This is a genomic window from Streptomyces sp. NPDC058691, from assembly GCF_042714775.1.
Taxonomy (GTDB): domain Bacteria; phylum Actinomycetota; class Actinomycetes; order Streptomycetales; family Streptomycetaceae; genus Actinacidiphila.
In genome coordinates this window covers 59,723-76,414 of the sequence record NZ_JBHXSO010000001.1, presented here as the reverse complement: position 1 = coordinate 76,414, position 16,692 = coordinate 59,723, and the positions used below count along the sequence as shown (strand labels likewise).

At 68.9% G+C, this 16,692-nt stretch carries 15 protein-coding genes and 1 pseudogene; 9 read left to right on the top strand and 7 right to left on the bottom strand.

The genetic code is table 11. The features are described from left to right. The first annotated feature begins 462 nt into the window (after positions 1-462). Positions 463-1,323, top strand: coding sequence for an aminoglycoside phosphotransferase family protein (locus ACFWVC_RS00320; protein WP_384273010.1), 861 nt, complete (start codon positions 463-465; stop codon positions 1,321-1,323). 486 nt (positions 1,324-1,809) lie between these two features. On the opposite strand, the gene ACFWVC_RS00315 is transcribed toward ACFWVC_RS00320, so the two are convergent. Both ACFWVC_RS00315 and ACFWVC_RS00310 read right to left on the bottom strand, forming a co-directional pair. Next, complete coding sequence (locus ACFWVC_RS00315) at positions 1,810-2,388, bottom strand: hypothetical protein (protein ID WP_384273007.1); 579 nt, start codon at positions 2,386-2,388, stop codon at positions 1,810-1,812. Next, entirely contained in the window at positions 2,385-2,975 is a 591-nt protein-coding gene (locus ACFWVC_RS00310) for an RNA polymerase sigma factor (RefSeq protein WP_384273004.1), read from the bottom strand. The genes ACFWVC_RS00315 and ACFWVC_RS00310 overlap by 4 nt, the downstream gene beginning before the upstream one ends. A 330-nt stretch (positions 2,976-3,305) precedes the next feature. Between ACFWVC_RS00310 and ACFWVC_RS00305 the strand changes: the two genes are divergently transcribed. Then, positions 3,306-3,719, top strand: a complete 414-nt coding sequence (locus tag ACFWVC_RS00305; protein ID WP_384273675.1) for a CoA-binding protein — start codon at positions 3,306-3,308, stop codon at positions 3,717-3,719. Between the two features lie 182 nt (positions 3,720-3,901). Next, complete coding sequence (locus ACFWVC_RS00300; RefSeq protein WP_384273001.1) at positions 3,902-4,729, top strand: DUF429 domain-containing protein; 828 nt, start codon at positions 3,902-3,904, stop codon at positions 4,727-4,729. A 333-nt stretch (positions 4,730-5,062) separates the two neighbouring features. On the opposite strand, the gene ACFWVC_RS00295 is transcribed toward ACFWVC_RS00300, so the two are convergent. Both ACFWVC_RS00295 and ACFWVC_RS00290 read right to left on the bottom strand, forming a co-directional pair. Continuing rightward, the gene (locus tag ACFWVC_RS00295; protein WP_384273672.1) at positions 5,063-5,716 is read right to left on the bottom strand and encodes a Type 1 glutamine amidotransferase-like domain-containing protein; all 654 of its coding nucleotides are present in this window, start codon (positions 5,714-5,716) and stop codon (positions 5,063-5,065) included. Positions 5,717-6,022: 306 nt separating this feature from the next. Next, positions 6,023-7,120: an NADH:flavin oxidoreductase gene (locus ACFWVC_RS00290; protein ID WP_384272998.1), complete on the bottom strand. Its 1,098-nt coding sequence runs from the start codon at positions 7,118-7,120 to the stop codon at positions 6,023-6,025. Positions 7,121-7,560: 440 nt separating this feature from the next. Between ACFWVC_RS00290 and ACFWVC_RS00285 the strand changes: the two genes are divergently transcribed. The 5 genes from ACFWVC_RS00285 to ACFWVC_RS00265 all read left to right on the top strand — a co-directional run bounded on the left by ACFWVC_RS00285 (position 7,561) and on the right by ACFWVC_RS00265 (position 12,333). Beyond that, complete coding sequence (locus ACFWVC_RS00285) at positions 7,561-8,148, top strand: TetR/AcrR family transcriptional regulator (RefSeq protein WP_384272995.1); 588 nt, start codon at positions 7,561-7,563, stop codon at positions 8,146-8,148. 102 nt (positions 8,149-8,250) lie between these two features. Further along, positions 8,251-9,657 carry an amidase gene (locus ACFWVC_RS00280; RefSeq protein ID WP_384272992.1) on the top strand — a complete coding sequence of 469 codons (1,407 nt, stop codon included), beginning with the start codon at positions 8,251-8,253 and terminating at the stop codon, positions 9,655-9,657. Positions 9,658-9,801: 144 nt separating this feature from the next. Continuing rightward, entirely contained in the window at positions 9,802-10,350 is a 549-nt protein-coding gene (locus ACFWVC_RS00275) for a hypothetical protein (RefSeq protein ID WP_384272989.1), read from the top strand. 358 nt (positions 10,351-10,708) lie between these two features. Next, positions 10,709-11,074: a DUF3099 domain-containing protein gene (locus ACFWVC_RS00270; RefSeq protein WP_384272986.1), complete on the top strand. Its 366-nt coding sequence runs from the start codon at positions 10,709-10,711 to the stop codon at positions 11,072-11,074. A gap of 155 nt (positions 11,075-11,229) precedes the next feature. Then, positions 11,230-12,333 (top strand): Gfo/Idh/MocA family protein, encoded by a 1,104-nt coding sequence (locus tag ACFWVC_RS00265; protein WP_384272983.1) that lies wholly within the window; start codon positions 11,230-11,232, stop codon positions 12,331-12,333. 138 nt (positions 12,334-12,471) lie between these two features. Here the strand turns inward: ACFWVC_RS00265 and ACFWVC_RS00260 are convergent. Further along, positions 12,472-12,897: pseudogene (locus ACFWVC_RS00260) on the bottom strand (transposase); the annotation flags it as partial. 484 nt (positions 12,898-13,381) lie between these two features. Between ACFWVC_RS00260 and ACFWVC_RS00255 the strand changes: the two are divergent. Next, positions 13,382-14,818: an FG-GAP repeat protein gene (locus ACFWVC_RS00255; protein ID WP_384272980.1), complete on the top strand. Its 1,437-nt coding sequence runs from the start codon at positions 13,382-13,384 to the stop codon at positions 14,816-14,818. Positions 14,819-15,078: 260 nt separating this feature from the next. Here ACFWVC_RS00255 and ACFWVC_RS00250 read toward each other — a convergent pair whose 3' ends face one another. After that, entirely contained in the window at positions 15,079-16,173 is a 1,095-nt protein-coding gene (locus ACFWVC_RS00250; RefSeq protein WP_384272977.1) for a nitroreductase/quinone reductase family protein, read from the bottom strand. Between the two features lie 195 nt (positions 16,174-16,368). Further along, positions 16,369-16,653 carry a hypothetical protein gene (locus ACFWVC_RS00245; protein ID WP_384272972.1) on the bottom strand — a complete coding sequence of 95 codons (285 nt, stop codon included), beginning with the start codon at positions 16,651-16,653 and terminating at the stop codon, positions 16,369-16,371. Between the last annotated feature and the right edge of the window lie 39 nt (positions 16,654-16,692).

Genomic DNA, 16,692 nt, shown 5'->3' with positions numbered 1-16,692 from the left:
GGAACGGGCCTGTTCCGGCGCACCGTTGATGTTCTCCCCATTCCCCGCCGCCTGGGCGAGGCCGCCGCGCGCCACAGCCGGGCGGGGTCAGGCCGCGCTGCGGGGGACACCTACCGTCGTCCAGCGGCGCCGAAGCGAGTTCCGTTACCCCACCCCACCCCACGCTCACTCCAACTTCGCATTCTCACGGGGCGGTTCCAAGGGAAGTCGGAACCGAGAACCCCACTCACCATCGCGCGTGACCTGCTGCAACAAACAGGTGAACCGGGACAACGCCGCAGGTAATGCCGCAAGCGTTGTCGCAGGCGATGGCGCAGCCAGGAAAGCGTGTGCACGCGATGGTAGAGGCGGTGAGTTGTACGCGCGGCCCACCCCGTGGTGGTCATGTCGGAATCGGTGAGTTCCCGGCGGTCAACGGTGAGGCCTACTGCACAATGCGGCTGCCCCCGGTACGCTGCCGCGGTGCTCGATCATGCGCCCGAGGAACTGCTCGCTGTTGCCGCTGCTGTGCTGCCAGGAGAGGACCTTCGCGGTGCAGCTTTCGCCAGCGGTGGCTCTCACCACGTGGTGCTGCTTCCCGGCGTCGCCGTCGTGCGCATCGCCAAGAGCCCCACCGCAGTCGCCGCGCTGCCCCGGCGTACCGAACTCCTACGCCGCCTGACGGAAGCAGACTTGCCGTTCGCGGTGCCGGCCCCCTTGTCCGAGGTGGTCCGGGCAGAAGGGCACACCGCCGTCGCACTGTCCTGGCTGGAAGGGCGCCCCTGCCGGCGCAAAGAGGGCGGAGAGCCGAAGGAACTCGCCCGGCTGCTCGACGTGCTGCGGCAGGTGGACTGCCGCGACCTCGACGGTCTGCTGGGCGTGCCGCACGAATACGCGGGAGGCGAGCGGTGGGCCGAAATCATGGAACAGGACGTGGTGCCTCGGCTGCCCCGCGCCTGGCAGGGCGAAGCGCGTCGCCGCGTCCAGGCCGCACTGGATCTGCCCGCCGTAACGCCCTCCCTCGTCCACGGCGACCTGGCCGGTACCAACATGCACTGGAGCGAGGACGGCCGCCTGCTCGGTGTGCTGGACTGGGATTTCGCCCAGCCCTTCGACCCCGCCGTCGATGCCGCCTGTCTGGCCTGGCACGGCTGGGACAAAGTCGCGGCCGCCGTGGACAGGCGCACCCTGCACCGCGCATGGACCTGGTATCTCACCTTCGGCCTGGAGCAGATCCCCTTCGCCCTGCTCAATGACGAGCCCGACGATGTCGTCGCACAGCGGTCCGCCGCCGCAGCAGCATGGCTTGACCGCACCGCACACCTGACTTCACCCCTGGCCTGACCGGCTGCAGGCATGCAGGCATGCAGGCTCAGCGTGAGCGCCCCTGGCCGCCGGATCCACCGGAGTCAGGGTCCTCTCGGACACCCCCGAGAATTCGCACAGCCTCGCCATCGGTCCAACGCGCTGGGCCATCGTCCACACCGCTGACGAGTTCTTCCAGACCGTGACGCGAGTTCCGCGAAGCCCAGAGCAAACTCGGCAGAGGGTCCGCTTTGACGACCGTGGACTTCACGCCCCGCACCTCTGGCACTGTCCCCGCGCAGCCCCCCGGCAAACGGCCCTATTGGTCCCGGCCAAGCGCAACGCGGCTTCTTCTGCCCCCCGTGCCGCGAAGCCGAGCGCCGCTTCCCCGACCAAGCCTCGGACCTGCCGGCCGAAGCGGCCGGCTACGAGCCCTGACACCGGCACCCCCACGGTCGGCAGGGCCTTGACTCGGTCATGCAGTCCTCACCGGCCTAGGGGGCAATCACGCCCCTTGCGCCCCGGTCATCGCGGCGATTCGTAGGCCCTTTGGTAGAGGCGGCGCATGGAGGGATCCGCCCCGACGACACCGCCGCACCGCTCGAGAGCACCGCTCGTGGCGGCGACGAGCCAGTGGTCACCGACGGCGAAGGTGAGGGCGAACTCCTGGTCCTTGATGTCCGTGACCCGAACCGTGGGAGCGTTGCCGCCGCGGTACCAGTGGTCGACATCGAAGGTGACCTGATGGCCTCGGACGGAGGCCACCGTGCCTTCGAAAGCGGTCGTGTAGCGGCGCAGACCGGTGACAGTGGGGGCGGCGCACCTGTCGTTGCCACCCGCCCCTGCGGCCGTCAGAACAAGCACGGTGGGGGGAGACTGGGGAGAGTCGTCCATGCCCCAGGCGATTCCGCCGCCCACGGCGAGCACCGCCGCTGCCGACGCCAGACGGCGGCGCGGCCGGTTCGGGGTGGACGGGATGGTTCGTACGTGGGCGTCGACACTCATGGTGGCCTCCAAGAGCCGGTTGACATCGGGCACAGGAGCCACCGGGGCGGAGGCGGGGTCAGCAGCCTTCAGCCGGGCGAGCAGTTCGTCATCGTTCACCGGTCGCTCCTTCCTCGTCCTTCACCCGTCTTATGTGCGGCTGCAGTCCCGTTCTTTCGTTCCAGCAGTGCGGCGAGCTTCTTCTTCGCCCGATGCAGCCGGATGCTGACGGCGTTGGGGGTCATCCCGACCACCTGGGCGATCTCACGAGGCGTCAGCCCCTCCCATGCCCACAGCAGCACCACCTCGCGGTCGACGGAGCCCAGCCCCCGCAAAGCGGCATACAGTTCGCTGTGATCGTCGTCCGGCCACAGGGCGGGGAGCGGTACCGTGCGGGTCAACCGCTCCACCAGCCGCAATCGGCGCCCTTCAGCACGCCGGGCGTTGGCCAGGCAGCCCCGGGCGACGCCGTAGCACCACGGCAGGACATCGTCGGGGGTCGCCACCGAACCCGCTTCCGCCTGCGGCACGTCGTCCAGCCGGCGCCACAGGACGAGCATCGTCTCCGCGAGGACGTCCTCGGCAGTGCCCGCACTCGCCCGCCGCACCACATACCGGTACAGCGGCTCCGCCACCACCCGCGCCAAAGCCTCGAAACGCACCGCCCGGGCGGCTTCGGGAAGTCTCTGCTCCCTGATGGATTCCACACCCCTGACCTGTCCGGCACCAGCCGTCTTCTTTCACAACCGAGGGGGACGTCTTCCCGACACCCTGCCACCCCCGGACGGCACAAGCCGAACCGGCCCGAACCGGCTCGACCGACTTGTCCGGCAACCAGGCCCCCAACACCCCGGCGCGGGACAAGTCCTTCGACCGCCGCGCACCGCACCCGGCGACCACCCTATTGCATACAGTATTCAGACTGGCTAACGTGTACCCATGCGGCTGACGAAGTCCACAGACCTCACTCTCGCCAAGGCCACGCGCCTGTCGGCAACCGAGAAGCTCACCACCGCACAACGGAGCCGGACATGACGATCTATGGCGACGACGAGACCATAAGGCGGATTCTCACTGCCGCCGGAGACACGTGGGCCCTGGTGGGCCTGTCCGACAACCCCGAACGGGCCGCCTACCGCGTGGCCGAGAAACTCCAACGCATAGGCAAGAAGGTGGTGCCCGTGCACCCCAAGGCCGAGACAGTGCACGGCGAGCAGGGCTACACCGCCCTCACCGAGATCCCCTTCCCGGTCGACGTCGTCGACGTCTTCGTCAACTCCACCCTCGCCGGCAGCGTCGCGGACCAAGCCGTGGCCATCGGCGCCAATGCAGTCTGGTTCCAACTGGGCGTCATAGACGAGGCCGCCTACAACAGAACTCGCGAAGCCGGCCTGCTCATGGTCATGGACCGCTCCCCCGGACGCGAAATACCCCGGCTGCAACTGGGCTGACACCCGCGCCGTTCGGAACCTCGTCGCCGCTGGTCAGGTCGCCTGTCTGCACTCGCTCGTCACCCCACCAGGCACCCAGGAGCCCAGGAACCCACACCCGGCCCGGCCTGGCGACGGCGCGCACAGCATCGGGGTGATCCGTCATGCTGGCATCCTCATGACGGGCGGAGACAGGGGCGCACATGGAGCAGCATGTGACCGGAGCCGGGCGCGGCGGGATGGTCACGGTGGGCGTTGATCTCGCGGGTTACTCGGCCGTCACCGGGGTGTGCCGCGTGACCTGGGCCGCGGAGCCCGTCGTCGAACTGCTGGCCGCGAAGAACGACGACCATGTGCTGGACGCGATGCGCTCGGCGGACAAGACGGGGCTGGACGCCCCGGTGGGCTGGCCGGTCGGCTTTGCCGCACTGCTGACTGCGCATCAAACCGGTGAGGCGCTTCCCGTCGCATCCCGCTATGCGACGCTGGAGGACGGACGGCTGGGGCTGAGCCGGTTCACCCACCGCTACACCGACGACGCCATGTGGAAGCGCACTGGAGCCGGCAGACAGCGCCCACTGTCGGTGTCGGCCGACCGGCTTGGCGTCGTTGCCATGCGGGCAGTGAGCCTGCTGGAACGTCTGGGCGATGGCGCAGCGATCGCGCGTGACGGCTCCGGGCCCGTGGCAGAGGTCTACCCCGCCTACGCACTGCTCCAGTGGGGAATCGCCCCGGCACTCAGCTACAAGGGGCCCAAACCGGCCGCCATGACGGCGCGCGCCGAGATCATCGACAGCCTGGAGCAAGGTCTGCAGTTCGCACTTCACCAGTTGGTGAGAGACCGCTGTATCCGGAGCGATCACGACCTCGACGCTCTCATCTCCGCCCTGGTCAGTCGCGCCGTTGCCTGTGGGCTGACCTATACACCGGAAACTGACGACGAGCACGCCATGGCCGCCATCGAAGGCTGGGCCCACGTCCCGCGCCGCGATGCGCCGCTCGTCGCCCTGCGGGAAACCGACGCACGCTGAACAACCCAGCAGCACTGAGCGGGTTGATCAAGCTTGGTGCCCGCCGGCCACGCACGGCTTCCGCGGCCCAGCGCCTACGTACACGCTGCGTCACCACACGTCGAGCCCATGGACACCTCGGCACCGCTCAACTTCGGCAACCCGGAAGCGGGGCCTACCCTCCGCCGCGCCCTGATAAGCCTCCGCGGCCAGTCCCCGCCGGCGAGCAGTGCCGCCGGGTCGGCCGCGCCGCCGTCGCCGGGCAGACCGGAGTCGATTTCCGGCGGCCCGTTCGATGGCCAACCAGTCATGGTGGAAGCCTCCGGCGGTCGCGACGTCACGAATGCCGGGCGGCTATGACCCGAACTTCGTCCATTGCCCTTCGGAGACCACCTCGACGAAACCGTCGACGACCTTGATGGCCGTCTGTTCGTCGATGGCGTAGGCCGGGACGCCGATGTCGGCAGCCCACCGCTCTGCGTCAGCCAGGGTGTTCGTAGGGAAAGCGTCCAGGTGCGGGAAGATCGAGAAGTCGACGACTCCCAAGGTGCGGTCGTCCGGCGCGGACGGCCATTCGACGAAGTACGCTCCGATCCGGGGTGTCATCACCATGCTTCCGGCACTCACTCCCACCCAGACCGTGTCGGGCAGCGAAGGCAGCAGATCGGCCAGCCCGGACTCCCGCATCCAGTGGCACAGATACGTCGCGTCGCCGCCGTCGACCAGGAGCACGTCGGCCTCCCGGACCCAGGGGACCCATCGCTCCGCGCCGATGGTGGGCAGTGCGGTGAGCTCGAGGACACCGAGCGACGCCCAGCCCAGGCCGGTCAGATGCTGCCACGTGGGCTCGGCGGCTACGAGGCCCCGCACCGATGCCGGACCGCACATCGGGTGACCCCACTGTGCTGTCGGGACACAGAGGGCGCGGCACTCGGCTATCGGCTTGCCGAGAAGCTGCACGAGCGCCGAGTGGATGCTTGGGTTCGTGACGCCGCCTGACGTGAGCAAAAGCTTCAAGGTGTCTCCAAATACGCGCGCGGAAGGTGGATGTACCTGAAGACCCGGGACTGTGCTGGAATTCATCGGAGTTCGGGCAACTTCTTCAGAGGTCCCTCAGGTCCCTCAGGTCCCTCAGGTCCCTCGGGTCGCCGGGCCCCGACTACAGGCACTTTGCTGCTGATCGGGCCCCAGCGCCCGAAGCCCGAGCGGCCCGCGCACACTGTCTGTCCCCCGCTGTCCGGAAGAGCCCGCGGCAAGACACCGGCCACGCCGACCGGCAGGGAGACCCATGCCTATTCTCACAACGCCCCACGCTCAGTACAGGGTCTTCTCCGCTTCCTTCGTGAACGGGACGAAGCCGTCGGCCCGGCCGTCCAGCACCTTCCTCGCCCATCCGGGATCGGCCAGCAACGCCCGGCCCACCGCGACAAGATCGAAATCATCGCGCTCCAGCCCCTCCACAAGCCGTTCCAAACCGGCGGGCTCGGCACTGTCCGCGGTGAGGTCACCGTTGAGGCCGACCGAACCGACAGTGATGGCCGCCTTGCCGGTGAGCTTCTTCGCCCAGGCCGCAAGGCTGAGGTCGGAGCCCTCGAACGCCGGCTCCCAGAAGCGGCGGGTGGAGGCGTGAAACGCGCTGACGCCTGCATCGGCTATGGGGGTGAGCACCGCCTCCAACTCGTCGGGAGTGTCGGCCAGCCGGGCGTCGAAGTTGTAGCCCTTCCACTGGGAGAACCGGAAGATCACCGGGAAGTCCCACGAGACCTTCTGACGGACGGCCTCCACAATCTCGGTGGCGAACCGTGTCCGGGCCACCGGGTCGCCCCCGTACCGGTCGGTGCGCCGGTTGGTGAAAGGCCATAGGAACTGATCGATGAGATAGCCATGGGCGCCATGGATTTCCACTCCGTCGAAGCCGATCCGTTCCGCGTCCGCGGCTGCTTGCGCGAAGGCGCCGATGACCTGGTCGATGTCCGTGCGGGTCATGGCGTGACCGCCGCCGTCGGTGCCGGCGAGTGTGAGGCCGGAGGGTCCCATCGGGAGCGCGCTCTCGAACGGCGGTTTCCCCGGTTCGCGCACCATTCCGATGTGCCAGAGCTGCGGCACGATGCGTCCGCCTGCCGCGTGCACGGCATCGGCCACCCGGCTCCAGCCGGCGAGTTGCTCCTCCCCGTGAAAGCGGGGAACGGCGGCGTCCTCACCGGCTGACGGGTGGCCAACGTAGGTGCCTTCCGTGATGATCAGGCCCACCCCGGCCGCGGCACGCCGCGCATAGTAGGCCGCCACGTCCTCACCCGGGATTCCTCCGGGCGAGTGCGAGCGGGTCATCGGGGACATGGTGATCCGATTGGGGACGGTCAGCCGCCCCAGACGGAAGGGCCGGGACAAAGCCCGGGCCGCGCGAGTTGTCATGCACTACTCCTGAATCATGTGCGGTGCCCGGGCCCCCTGCGCTACCTGGCGCCGGAGGGGGCGGTCTCGGGGCGGGCTTTGTCGCGGCGTTGACCCCACAACCCGCCGGAGCTCACGTCCGACCAGCCTTCGGTGGACCGGCCGTTGACCACGCAGACGACGCAGATGCCACCGCGGTGACTGGGCAACACCAGGCGACCTGGACAAGGCAGCTTTACTTGACGCGACAAGCATCTTACTTGCCTATTGCAAGCGTCAAGGGGCTGTGACCGAACCCACCCCAACCTCCGGGACACGCCGGACACGCACGGCGCTGGACGAGTGACGTTGACGTGGTTCGGGCGTTGAGGCAGTCAGGGCTTGCCGGACGAGCCGATGCCACGATCCGCACATAACCGGAATTTCTAGACGACTGGTCTATTCGGATGTACGGTCGAAATATGGCAGTCGCCAGGCTGGAAACCCGCCGAAGCATCCTGGACGCCGCACGACGGATCGTCGTCGCCAAGGGGTACGCCGCGGTCGGCATCAACGAGGTACTCGCCGCGGCCGGCGTTCCGAAGGGGTCCTTCTACCATTACTTCGGTTCCAAGGACGCCTTCGGCGAAGCGATGATGAAGAGCTACTTCGCCGACCACTTCGCCACCATGGACGGCATCGTCGCCGACACAGGAGCGAGTGCCGCGGAACACCTGATCCGGTACTGGCAGCACTTCTACGACACGCAGGTCGCGCGCGACTGCCAGGGCGGATGTCTGGTCGTCAAGCTGGGAGCGGAGATCTCCGACCTGTCGCAGGCCATGCGCATCGCGACGAAGGCCGGAACCACGGAGATAGTCGACCGGATCGAGCACATGATCGTCCGCGGTGTCGCCGACGGGTCCGTAACCGTCGATGACAGCCCTCACGCGACCGCCGAAGCCCTCTACGACCTGTGGATCGGGGCAAGCATGATCGCGAAAATACATGGCAGCCCCGGCCAGCTCGACCGCGCCATGACTGTCACCCGCCAGGTTCTGCATGCCTGACGAGCCACCACTGCCTGCGGCCCACCGAGCCCGGGCGGCACACCAAATAGAGGACAGGCCTACTGAACAGGTGGAGTAGACCGGTCTAGGACAGGACCCATCATGACCACCGATCTCATTTACTCCGACGCGAACGAACTCGCCGAACTGATCCGTGCCGGGAAGGTGTCTTCCGTCGAGGTGGTACAGGCGCACCTCGACCGCATCGAAGGCATCAACCCGAGGCTCAACGCCATCGTCACGCTCGCCGACAATGCGCTGAAGACCGCAAGGGCCGCGGACGAGGAACTCGCGGCGGGCGGGGACGTGGGGCCGCTTCACGGCGTGCCCTTCACGTCCAAGGACTCGTTCGACACCGCCGGAGTGCTCACCCAGCGCGGTTCGCCGATCTTCGCGGGGCGCATACCGGACACGGATGCGACCGCCGTGGCGCGCATGAAGCAGGCCGGAGCGATCCTCCTGGCGAAGACCAATCTCCCGGAGTTCTCGTACTGGATCGAGTCCGACAACCTCCTGACCGGCAGGACGAACAACCCCTGGGACCTCAATCGCTCACCCGGCGGTTCGAGCGGCGGGGAGTCCGCGACGATCGCGGCGGGGATGTCGCCGCTCGGACTCGCGACCGACTTGTCCATCTCGGTGCGCGGGCCGGCGGCCGACACCGGTGTGGTGTCCTTCAAACCGACGCACGGGCGTATCCCGATGACGGGTATCTGGCCGCGAGAGCCGCGCCGTAACTGGCACGCCGGCCCCATGGCCCGGAGCATCCGCGACCTCGCCCTCGCGTACTCGCTGCTGGCCGGCCCCGACGGCGCCGACGGCTTCGCCACCGCCCCGCGCGAGTTCGACGCCGGCTTGGGCGCCTCTCCGGACCGGCCCGTGCGCGTGGGCTGGCTGGTCGACTCCGGACTCGGTCCGACCGACGCGGAGGTCGCGGCGACTGTGCGGGCGGCAGCCGACGCGCTGCAGACAGTCGGAGTCCGGGTCGACGCCGTGAGCATCCCGGCCCTTGAGCGGGACAACCCCCTCGAACTCTGGACCAAGCTGCACGTCATGGAGGTCAAGCCGGCCTTCCGCAAGGTCACCGCAGGTCACGAGGACCAGATGTTCACGTACTCCACGTTCTTGGCCGGCATGCCCGACACGTCCGTCGAGGACTACGTCGAGGCCGAACAGGGCGCCGAGCGGCTCCGGGACGGTTTCGCGGAGTACTTCCACCAGTACGACGTCCTGCTGCTCCCGGTGACGACGATCCCCGCCCACGAACACCAGCTCGGGCAATTCACGATCGACGGCCGGACGATGGACGCCTTCCACGTGTCGTCGACGACCGTCCCCTTCAACGTGACCGGACATCCGGCCCTGTCGATGCGGTTCGGCACAAGCGGCGACGGCATGCCGATCGCCGTGCAGGTGGTGGCCAACTGGCACGCGGAGTCGACGGTCCTGCACATCGCCTCGCTGCTGGAGACCCTGAGCCCGGTACACGACCAGCACCCCGCCCTCTGACGACCGGGAGCGAATCCGCACGACTACGCCAAAGGGCCTCACCACAGGGGTTGCCACGGCTTCGGGACACGAAGCAGACGCCCACCGGCAAAGGCCCCCCTTCCTCGACTGGCTCCCGCAAGGCAAGCCAGAAGGGAGCAGGTCATGGTTCACAACGCCACGACGACGCACCCGATGATCCGCGCACTCTCCCGTTCCGTCACGCGACTGGAGATCCCGGTCCCGGTCGCAGAGGACTACGAGCAGTTCCGGGCCCGCTTCGAGCAGGCCGTCCCTCCGCTCGACCACCGGCGTACCTTCGAGCTGGTCACCGAGCGGGCTCCATGGAGCGCCGTACGCGAACTTGCGGACGAGAACGCTCCACTGGGGTTCATGATCTACTGGAAGTTCGACGCCCAGCCGCTGTTCGGCGTGGCCGGCGACCGGGCCCGCTGCACCGAGTACCTGATGGGCAATCACACCATCGCGGAGCGCATGTACCGGCACGATGCCGGGGCCCTGATGTACGCGCCCCTGCGCACCACGATCCACGAATCCCCCTCAGGCGAGACGGTTTTCGCGATCGACCGCCCCAGCGACACGGTGAGCGCGCTCGGCCGGCCGGAGATCACCGAAGTGGGACGCGAGCTGGACCGCAAGGTCGGCGCGCTTCTCGCCCACCTCGGCGTCCCCGTGCCCGATGAACTGACCTGACCGGCCGGCAAGGCCCTGGACGTTCAGCCGGCCGCGCCGGTGGCTGACATCGGCGCGGTCGCCCGGCCACGGTGCGGGCTCCTCACGACGACGCACGGCGAGTCGCCGGGTACACAGCTGTACGTGTCCCCGTGGTCCCGCCCACCCAACAACGGAACCTGCTCGCCGGCCCACGGCAGATCGGAGCCGGGGCTCCGGTTCCAGGAGCTCGGGCTCCGAGATCGCTCTCGCGCGCCCGTACGGCAGGCGCTGTCACACCGCGACAGCTTCCCCGGTCTTCAATGTGGCAGACCCACGGCATTGCCGTGGACGGTGCCGGAACCGGGTGGCTTCCGGCGTTTCGAGCGAGTGGTGAAACGTGACGCGGAAGCACAGCGACAACCAGGTCTTCCGGATCACCGGGACCGCGGCCGGGCTCTCGGACGACGTCCGCGCCAGGCAGCGGCGCTACATCATCTCGATGTCGATCCGGACGGTGTCGTTCATCCTCGCCGTCGTACTGTGGCAGGTCTCCACTCCCCTGGCCTGGATCACGCTGGTCCTGGGGCTGGTACTGCCCTATGTCGAGGTGGTCGTCGCCAACGCCGGGCGGGAGAACGCCCGAGGGCTGCCCACGACCCACCTCGCACCTCCGGTGCAGCCGGCCCTCGGCCCCGGCAGGACAGCGCTGCCATCGGAACGGACCCCGGAGCGGGACGCAGGCCGGCATTCCGGCCACAGCTGAGCCCGCGCGCAGGCCCCCCAGCTCAAGACCGCCGGTGCACGAGAGCGCGCCGCGGGCACGAAGCATGGCGGGTACTCCAGGGTCGTACTCGCGGCGGCGCGTGGCACAGGTCGCCGGGTTAGACTCGCGCCCCGGAGGCGGGAAGGGGCGGACACGTGAGCGCAGCACCCATACGGTTCGGCATCGTGGGCAGTGGCTGGCGGGCGGAGTTCTTCGCCCGGCTGGCGAGGGCGCTGCCCGAACGGCTGGCTGTGGCCGGCGTGGTGACGCGCTCGGCCGAGCGCGCCGCCCAGGTGGAGGCGGAGTGGGGGGTGCCCGCCTTCCGGACGGTCGGCGAACTGTGCGGTAGCAAACCGGAGTTCGTGATCCCGTCGGTGCCGTGGGAGGTTTCGCCCCAGGTCGTACGGGAGCTCGTCGAGCACGAGGTGCCGGTCCTCGCGGAGACACCGCCGGCGCCCGACGTGAACGGGCTTCGGGAGTTGTGGGATGCCGTGGGAGGCGCGACGCGCGCCGGGGGCGGCGCACTCGTCCAGGTCGCGGAGCAGTACACACTGATGCCCGGCCACGCCGCGCGTATCGCCCTCGTACGAGAAGGCGTGATCGGCGAGGCCACGTCCGTCCAGGTGTCCTCGACCCACATGTATCACGCGATGTCGCTGATCCGGCACACGCTGGGTGTCGGTTGCGGGCCCGTGACGGTGACGGCCCGGGCGTTCACCGCCCCGCTCGCCGACCCGCTGTCCCCCGGCGGCTGGTCGGACGACCTCACGCCCAAGGACGCCGTCACCACCCTCGCTCTCCTGGACTTCGGCGGGGCCCGCACGGGTCTGTACGACTTCACGGACAACCAGTGGTGGAATCCGCTGCGCGCCCGCCGGATCGTGGTGCGCGGCTCGCTCGGCGAGATCGTGGACGACACGGTGGTCCGGATGGCCGATCCGCGCACCCCCGTGGAGTCTCCACTGACGCGCCGCCGCACCGGCACCGACCTCAACCTCGAAGGGGCGGAGGTGCACCACATCTCGTTCGACGGACGGGTGGTGTGGCGCAACGACTATCTGGGCGCGAGCCTGTCCGAGGACGACCTCGCCGTGGTGGACCTGCTGTGCCGTACGGGCGCATGGGTCCGGGACGCCGGCCCGGAACCCTATCCGCTGGCCGAGGGCTGCCAGGACCATCTGCTGGCACTGGCCATCGACGAGTCGGCGCGTACGGGGGCGCCGGTCACGACCGCGGCGGAGGCGTGGGCAGCCCGCTGATCCCGCCGGCCGCCCGGCTCCCCGCGCACCCACCCCCGGCGGACTGGGCCGACGCCCGTGCTTCGGGGGATGGTGGGCGTGGGTCTGGGTGCGGGCCTTGATGGCCGAGCGGCGGACCACCCGAAGGGTGCGAATGGCTTCTACGATGCCGTCGCGGGTTTTCGGTGTCCCGCCGGCGCGGCCCGACAGCACGGCTGTCGCGGCGGCGTAGGCGTCAACGGGGTCGGACTTGCCGTTGGCCCTGCGGGCCCGTCGGTCGGGCCGGTCCACCTCGACGACGGTGACCTGGTTGGCTCGCAGGAACCTGGCCAGTTCGGAGCCGTAGGCTCCGGTGCCCTCCACGCCGACGGCGATGACCTCGCCGTGCGAGCGTAACCAGTCCAGCAACCGGCGGTAGCCGTCGGGGGTGGTGGTGAACGCCCGGGTGGCGAGGTGCCGGCCGATGGCGTCAATGACGGCGGCCTGGTGGAAGTCGGTGTGGGTGTCGACGCCCGCCGACCACCGATATCTCGTCTGCCATGCTGACGCTGCTGTCCTTCCGTGCGAAGCCTGAGGGATGAGCACGCGCCGGTCGGGCGGAAGGACAAGACTGTGACGGGACCTTTGGCCGGGCTCCTATGAGGTCACAAACGCCCGACCGGACGTGTGGTGGGCAGCACCGCCCCGGACGGCCGACAAATCATCAACAGGACAGCAAGCGTCGGTCATTTGGTGGGTCAGGCCACCGGGACCGGCGTCCAGCACCCGAAGGTATCCGCGTATCCCCGGGTGACACCGCTCAGCGGCTGCACCAGTGCTCCGATCACCTCCCGCTCCTCAAGCTGAGCGATCCGGCTGCGCTCGTGATCGACGCAAGGTGAAATTTCCCTCATGCGGCACAACCTTTGAGCCAACTGTGCGGTCCCACACGTGACGGCGGGGAACGGACCCCCGCCTCACCCCCGTCTCACCCCCGCCACTTCGTGCCAGGCTATATCGCGATCTTAGGAGCCATGACATGCGCAGTAAGCTCCTCACAACCAGAAGCGCGACAAGCCGGACAAAACGCATGTCCGGCGCGGCCGCCGCGGCCGTATTGCTGACGATTGGCGCCACGATCACCGCCACAGCCTCTCCCGTCGCCAGGACGGTGGCCCACGACGACTTCAACGGCGACGGCTACCACGACCTCGTCGTCGCCGCGCCCGGCGGCACCGTCAGCGCCCAGAAGGGTGCCGGCTACGTGGCCGTCCTGTACGGCTCCGCGAGCGGCATCTCCACTGCCCGGCGGGCGACGTTCAGCCTGAGCACCGCCGGTGTGCCGGGCATCGCCCAGGCGAAGGACGGCTTCGGGAAGACCACAGCCTCCGGCGACCTGGACGGCGACGGCTACGCCGACCTCGTCGTCGGAATCCCCGGCAAGGACACCGGCACCGCGGCCGACACGGGCGCTGCGGTCGTGCTGTGGGGCTCTGCGACCGGGCTGCACAGCAGCGGCGCCCTCTGGCTGCGCGACAGCACCCCCGTGGCCGGCGCCCGCTTCGGGGAGGGACTGACCGCCGGCCGGTTCAAGGGATCCCGCACCGAGCTGGCAGTCCTCCTCCACGGCAAGGAGCTGCGGACCTACGGCTTCGACGCCTCGGCGGGCGTCCGGCACGCGCGCGAGACCGCCCGCTTCGCCTCCTCGGCCTTTTCGGGCTTCTTCACGCCCGTCGGCCTCACCTCGGACGACTACAACAAGGACGGCGCCGACGACCTGGTCGTGCTCGGCACAGACAACGACAACGTCGATGACAGCAAGTGGGGCTCGGCCGTGTACATGCCCGGAAGCCCTGACGGGCTGACAGTGCGCGGCCAGATCTCCGGTGGCACGACCGGCGCCTCGGGCGACATCAACAAGGACGGCTACCCCGACCTCGTCATGGGCTCCCCCGCCAACCGCGACTACGCGGGGGGCGTGCTGGACCCCGGCAGCGTCACGGTCCTGTTCGGCCGGCCCGACGGCCTCTCCTCCCCTCCGGACTTCCAGTACTGGTACCAGTACTCCCCCGCCCTGAGCGGCAAAATCAAACTCGGCGACTACTTCGGCGGTGCCGTCACCGTCGGTGACATCGATGGCGACGGTTACGCCGACGCCGCGATCAGCGCCCCGCGCAAGGACATCCGCACCGCGGCCGACGCGGGCACCGTCTGGGTGATGCGCGGTTCCACCACCGGCCTGACCACGGACGGCATGCGCACCATCAGCCAGAGCACGCCGTCCGTTCCCGGCACCAACGAGAAGGGCGACCAGTTCGGCGGTGCCCTCCGGCTCATCGACACCAACCGGAACGGCAAGGCCGAGCTGATCGCGTCCGCCCCCGGTGAGGACACCAACGACGGCGCCGTCTGGGTCTTCTCCGGCACCAGCAACGGCCCCGCCACCACCGGCTCATGGTCGTTCAACGCCGCCACGTTCCGCGCCCCCTACCTTGACGCCCGCTTCGGGGAGACCCTCACCCCGTAGTGGCCGTACACACGGCTCGGCGGCACGGCTCGCGTCTGAGGAAAGCCCACCTCTCAGACGCGGGCCTTCGGCCGTGTTCACACAAGCACAGCGCCCGGACAAGGCCGCGTCCTCGAGTCGAGCTCTGCCATCTGAAGATCCCTTACGGGACAACTCTCAGGAATTTCTCGCTACTTACCCATGCGGGCCGCCGGGTCGGCGGTGGGCTCCGCAGCGCCGACGCGGCCGGCATCCGACCAGCGTTCGCTGCTCACCGGCTGTCAGTCGGCCGGGTGCAACACGGCGATCGGGATGACGCGGCCGGACTTCTCCTGGTACCCGCCGAAGAATGGTGCACGGGCGAGCACCACCCCGGTCCACAGATCGTCGCGCTTGGGCCCTTCGACGACCTGAGCGCTCATCACGTGCTGCTCGCCGCCGAGTTGAACACGCGCCTGCCGAGCCGCCTTGAGGTTGGCAATCCATTGCGGATCCTTCTTGGCGCCCCCGGCGGATGCCGTGAGCACGTATCCGCCGTCGTGGCGGAAGTAGCCGACCAGGACGCTACGAGGTATGCCGGTCTTGCGGCCGGGGATGGTCAGCAGCAGGAGCGGAACGCCTTTCGCGCTTCCCGCGACACGGCCGTTCGTGGTGCGGTAGAGCCACACGGCCACGGCGTTGGCCGCCCGCGCCAGCATCCGCACCGCCGGGTGCATGCCGCGGGGCGGTACGCCGCGCACGCGCCGGATGTAGCGGACGTACTGTCCGCGGCCCACCAGGTGCCACATCGCGCGTGCGGGCAGTGGAAGCTTGCCGAAGAACAGCTCGCGGTCGGATGCCGTGGCGACCTCCAGCAACTGGCCGACCGCGATGGGCATCGCGCTTCGGGGAAACTTCTCGAACGCCTTCTGCCCGACCTCCTGCCACTCCGTGACGGTGAGATGGGTGCGTACCAGGGGCAGGATGTGCATCTCCTCGTCGTCGAGGTGCTCGTTGAGGGCGTCGCGGAGCCCGGTCAGGGTCGCGGCCAGTTCGCGCCCCAGCGCGGTGGTCGGATCGCCGCACCATTTCTGCATCAGTTGCCGTGCGGCCTCGATGGACGTGGCGACGGCGTCGTGCTGGAACTGCATCCGCTGCACGAGGTCGGCCTGCGGCTGCGCGCGCTCCAGCAGCCGGGGCCACAGGAATTCGTCCTCAGCGGTGTGATGGTGGTGCAGGCCGGCGAGGGTGAACTCCAGATGGTCGGCGATGTCAACAGCACGCCGGGTGTCACCGGCCGGTGCGCTCAGGATCAGATCGGCGAGCAGTCCGAATTCCCGGCGGTAGATCCGGTGGACAACCACCATGTCGTGGGTGTCGGGTGCGGTGTCGGTCATGACGTCCTCGTTCATTTGTGTTGATGGGAGTGAGGCATGGCGTGATGCGGTCGACGCATGGCCCACGCAAGGACGCCACGCGGTGCGAGGAATCGGATGTTTCCCCGCCGAACCTGGCCGTTGCGTGGCCGGGATCGGCGCCGCGCAGGGCCCGTGGCCGGCGGGCCGGTGCTGCCCGCGGTTGTGCCGCCACGTTCACAAGGTGAGCGGGTCGAAGTCCACGTCGTCGGTTTCGAAGTCGATGTACGTGGCGTCGCTGCCGGGTGCCAGGTTCAGCTTCTGGAAGGCGGGGAACAGCACCTCGGCCGCGAAGCGGTCGGCCTGGCTCTTGGACTGCCAGACGTCGATGACGTGCAGGGCTGCGTCGGCCTCCCCGGCGATGCTGACGAGCTTGCCTTCGTGCCCTCCGACCAGGGCCTGGACAGCGTGGTAGTCGGCGAGCGTACGCCCGGGTGTGCGGCTGACGTGGATGTACGGCATGAGGCCTCCTCTTGCGGTGTGTCGAAGAGGATTCTTCGG

What these genes read in the sequence shown, in the direction of transcription:
- ACFWVC_RS00300 (WP_384273001.1), top strand. Translation starts at nt 3,902, where the DNA reads ATGGAGCAGCATGTGACCGGAGCCGGGCGCGGCGGGATGGTCACGGTG.
- ACFWVC_RS00290 (WP_384272998.1), bottom strand. Translation starts at nt 7,120, where the DNA reads ATGACAACTCGCGCGGCCCGGGCTTTGTCCCGGCCCTTCCGTCTGGGG.
- ACFWVC_RS00285 (WP_384272995.1), top strand. Translation starts at nt 7,561, where the DNA reads ATGGCAGTCGCCAGGCTGGAAACCCGCCGAAGCATCCTGGACGCCGCA.
- ACFWVC_RS00280 (WP_384272992.1), top strand. Translation starts at nt 8,251, where the DNA reads ATGACCACCGATCTCATTTACTCCGACGCGAACGAACTCGCCGAACTG.
- ACFWVC_RS00275 (WP_384272989.1), top strand. Translation starts at nt 9,802, where the DNA reads ATGGTTCACAACGCCACGACGACGCACCCGATGATCCGCGCACTCTCC.
- ACFWVC_RS00255 (WP_384272980.1), top strand. Translation starts at nt 13,382, where the DNA reads ATGTCCGGCGCGGCCGCCGCGGCCGTATTGCTGACGATTGGCGCCACG.
- ACFWVC_RS00250 (WP_384272977.1), bottom strand. Translation starts at nt 16,173, where the DNA reads ATGACCGACACCGCACCCGACACCCACGACATGGTGGTTGTCCACCGG.
- ACFWVC_RS00245 (WP_384272972.1), bottom strand. Translation starts at nt 16,653, where the DNA reads ATGCCGTACATCCACGTCAGCCGCACACCCGGGCGTACGCTCGCCGAC.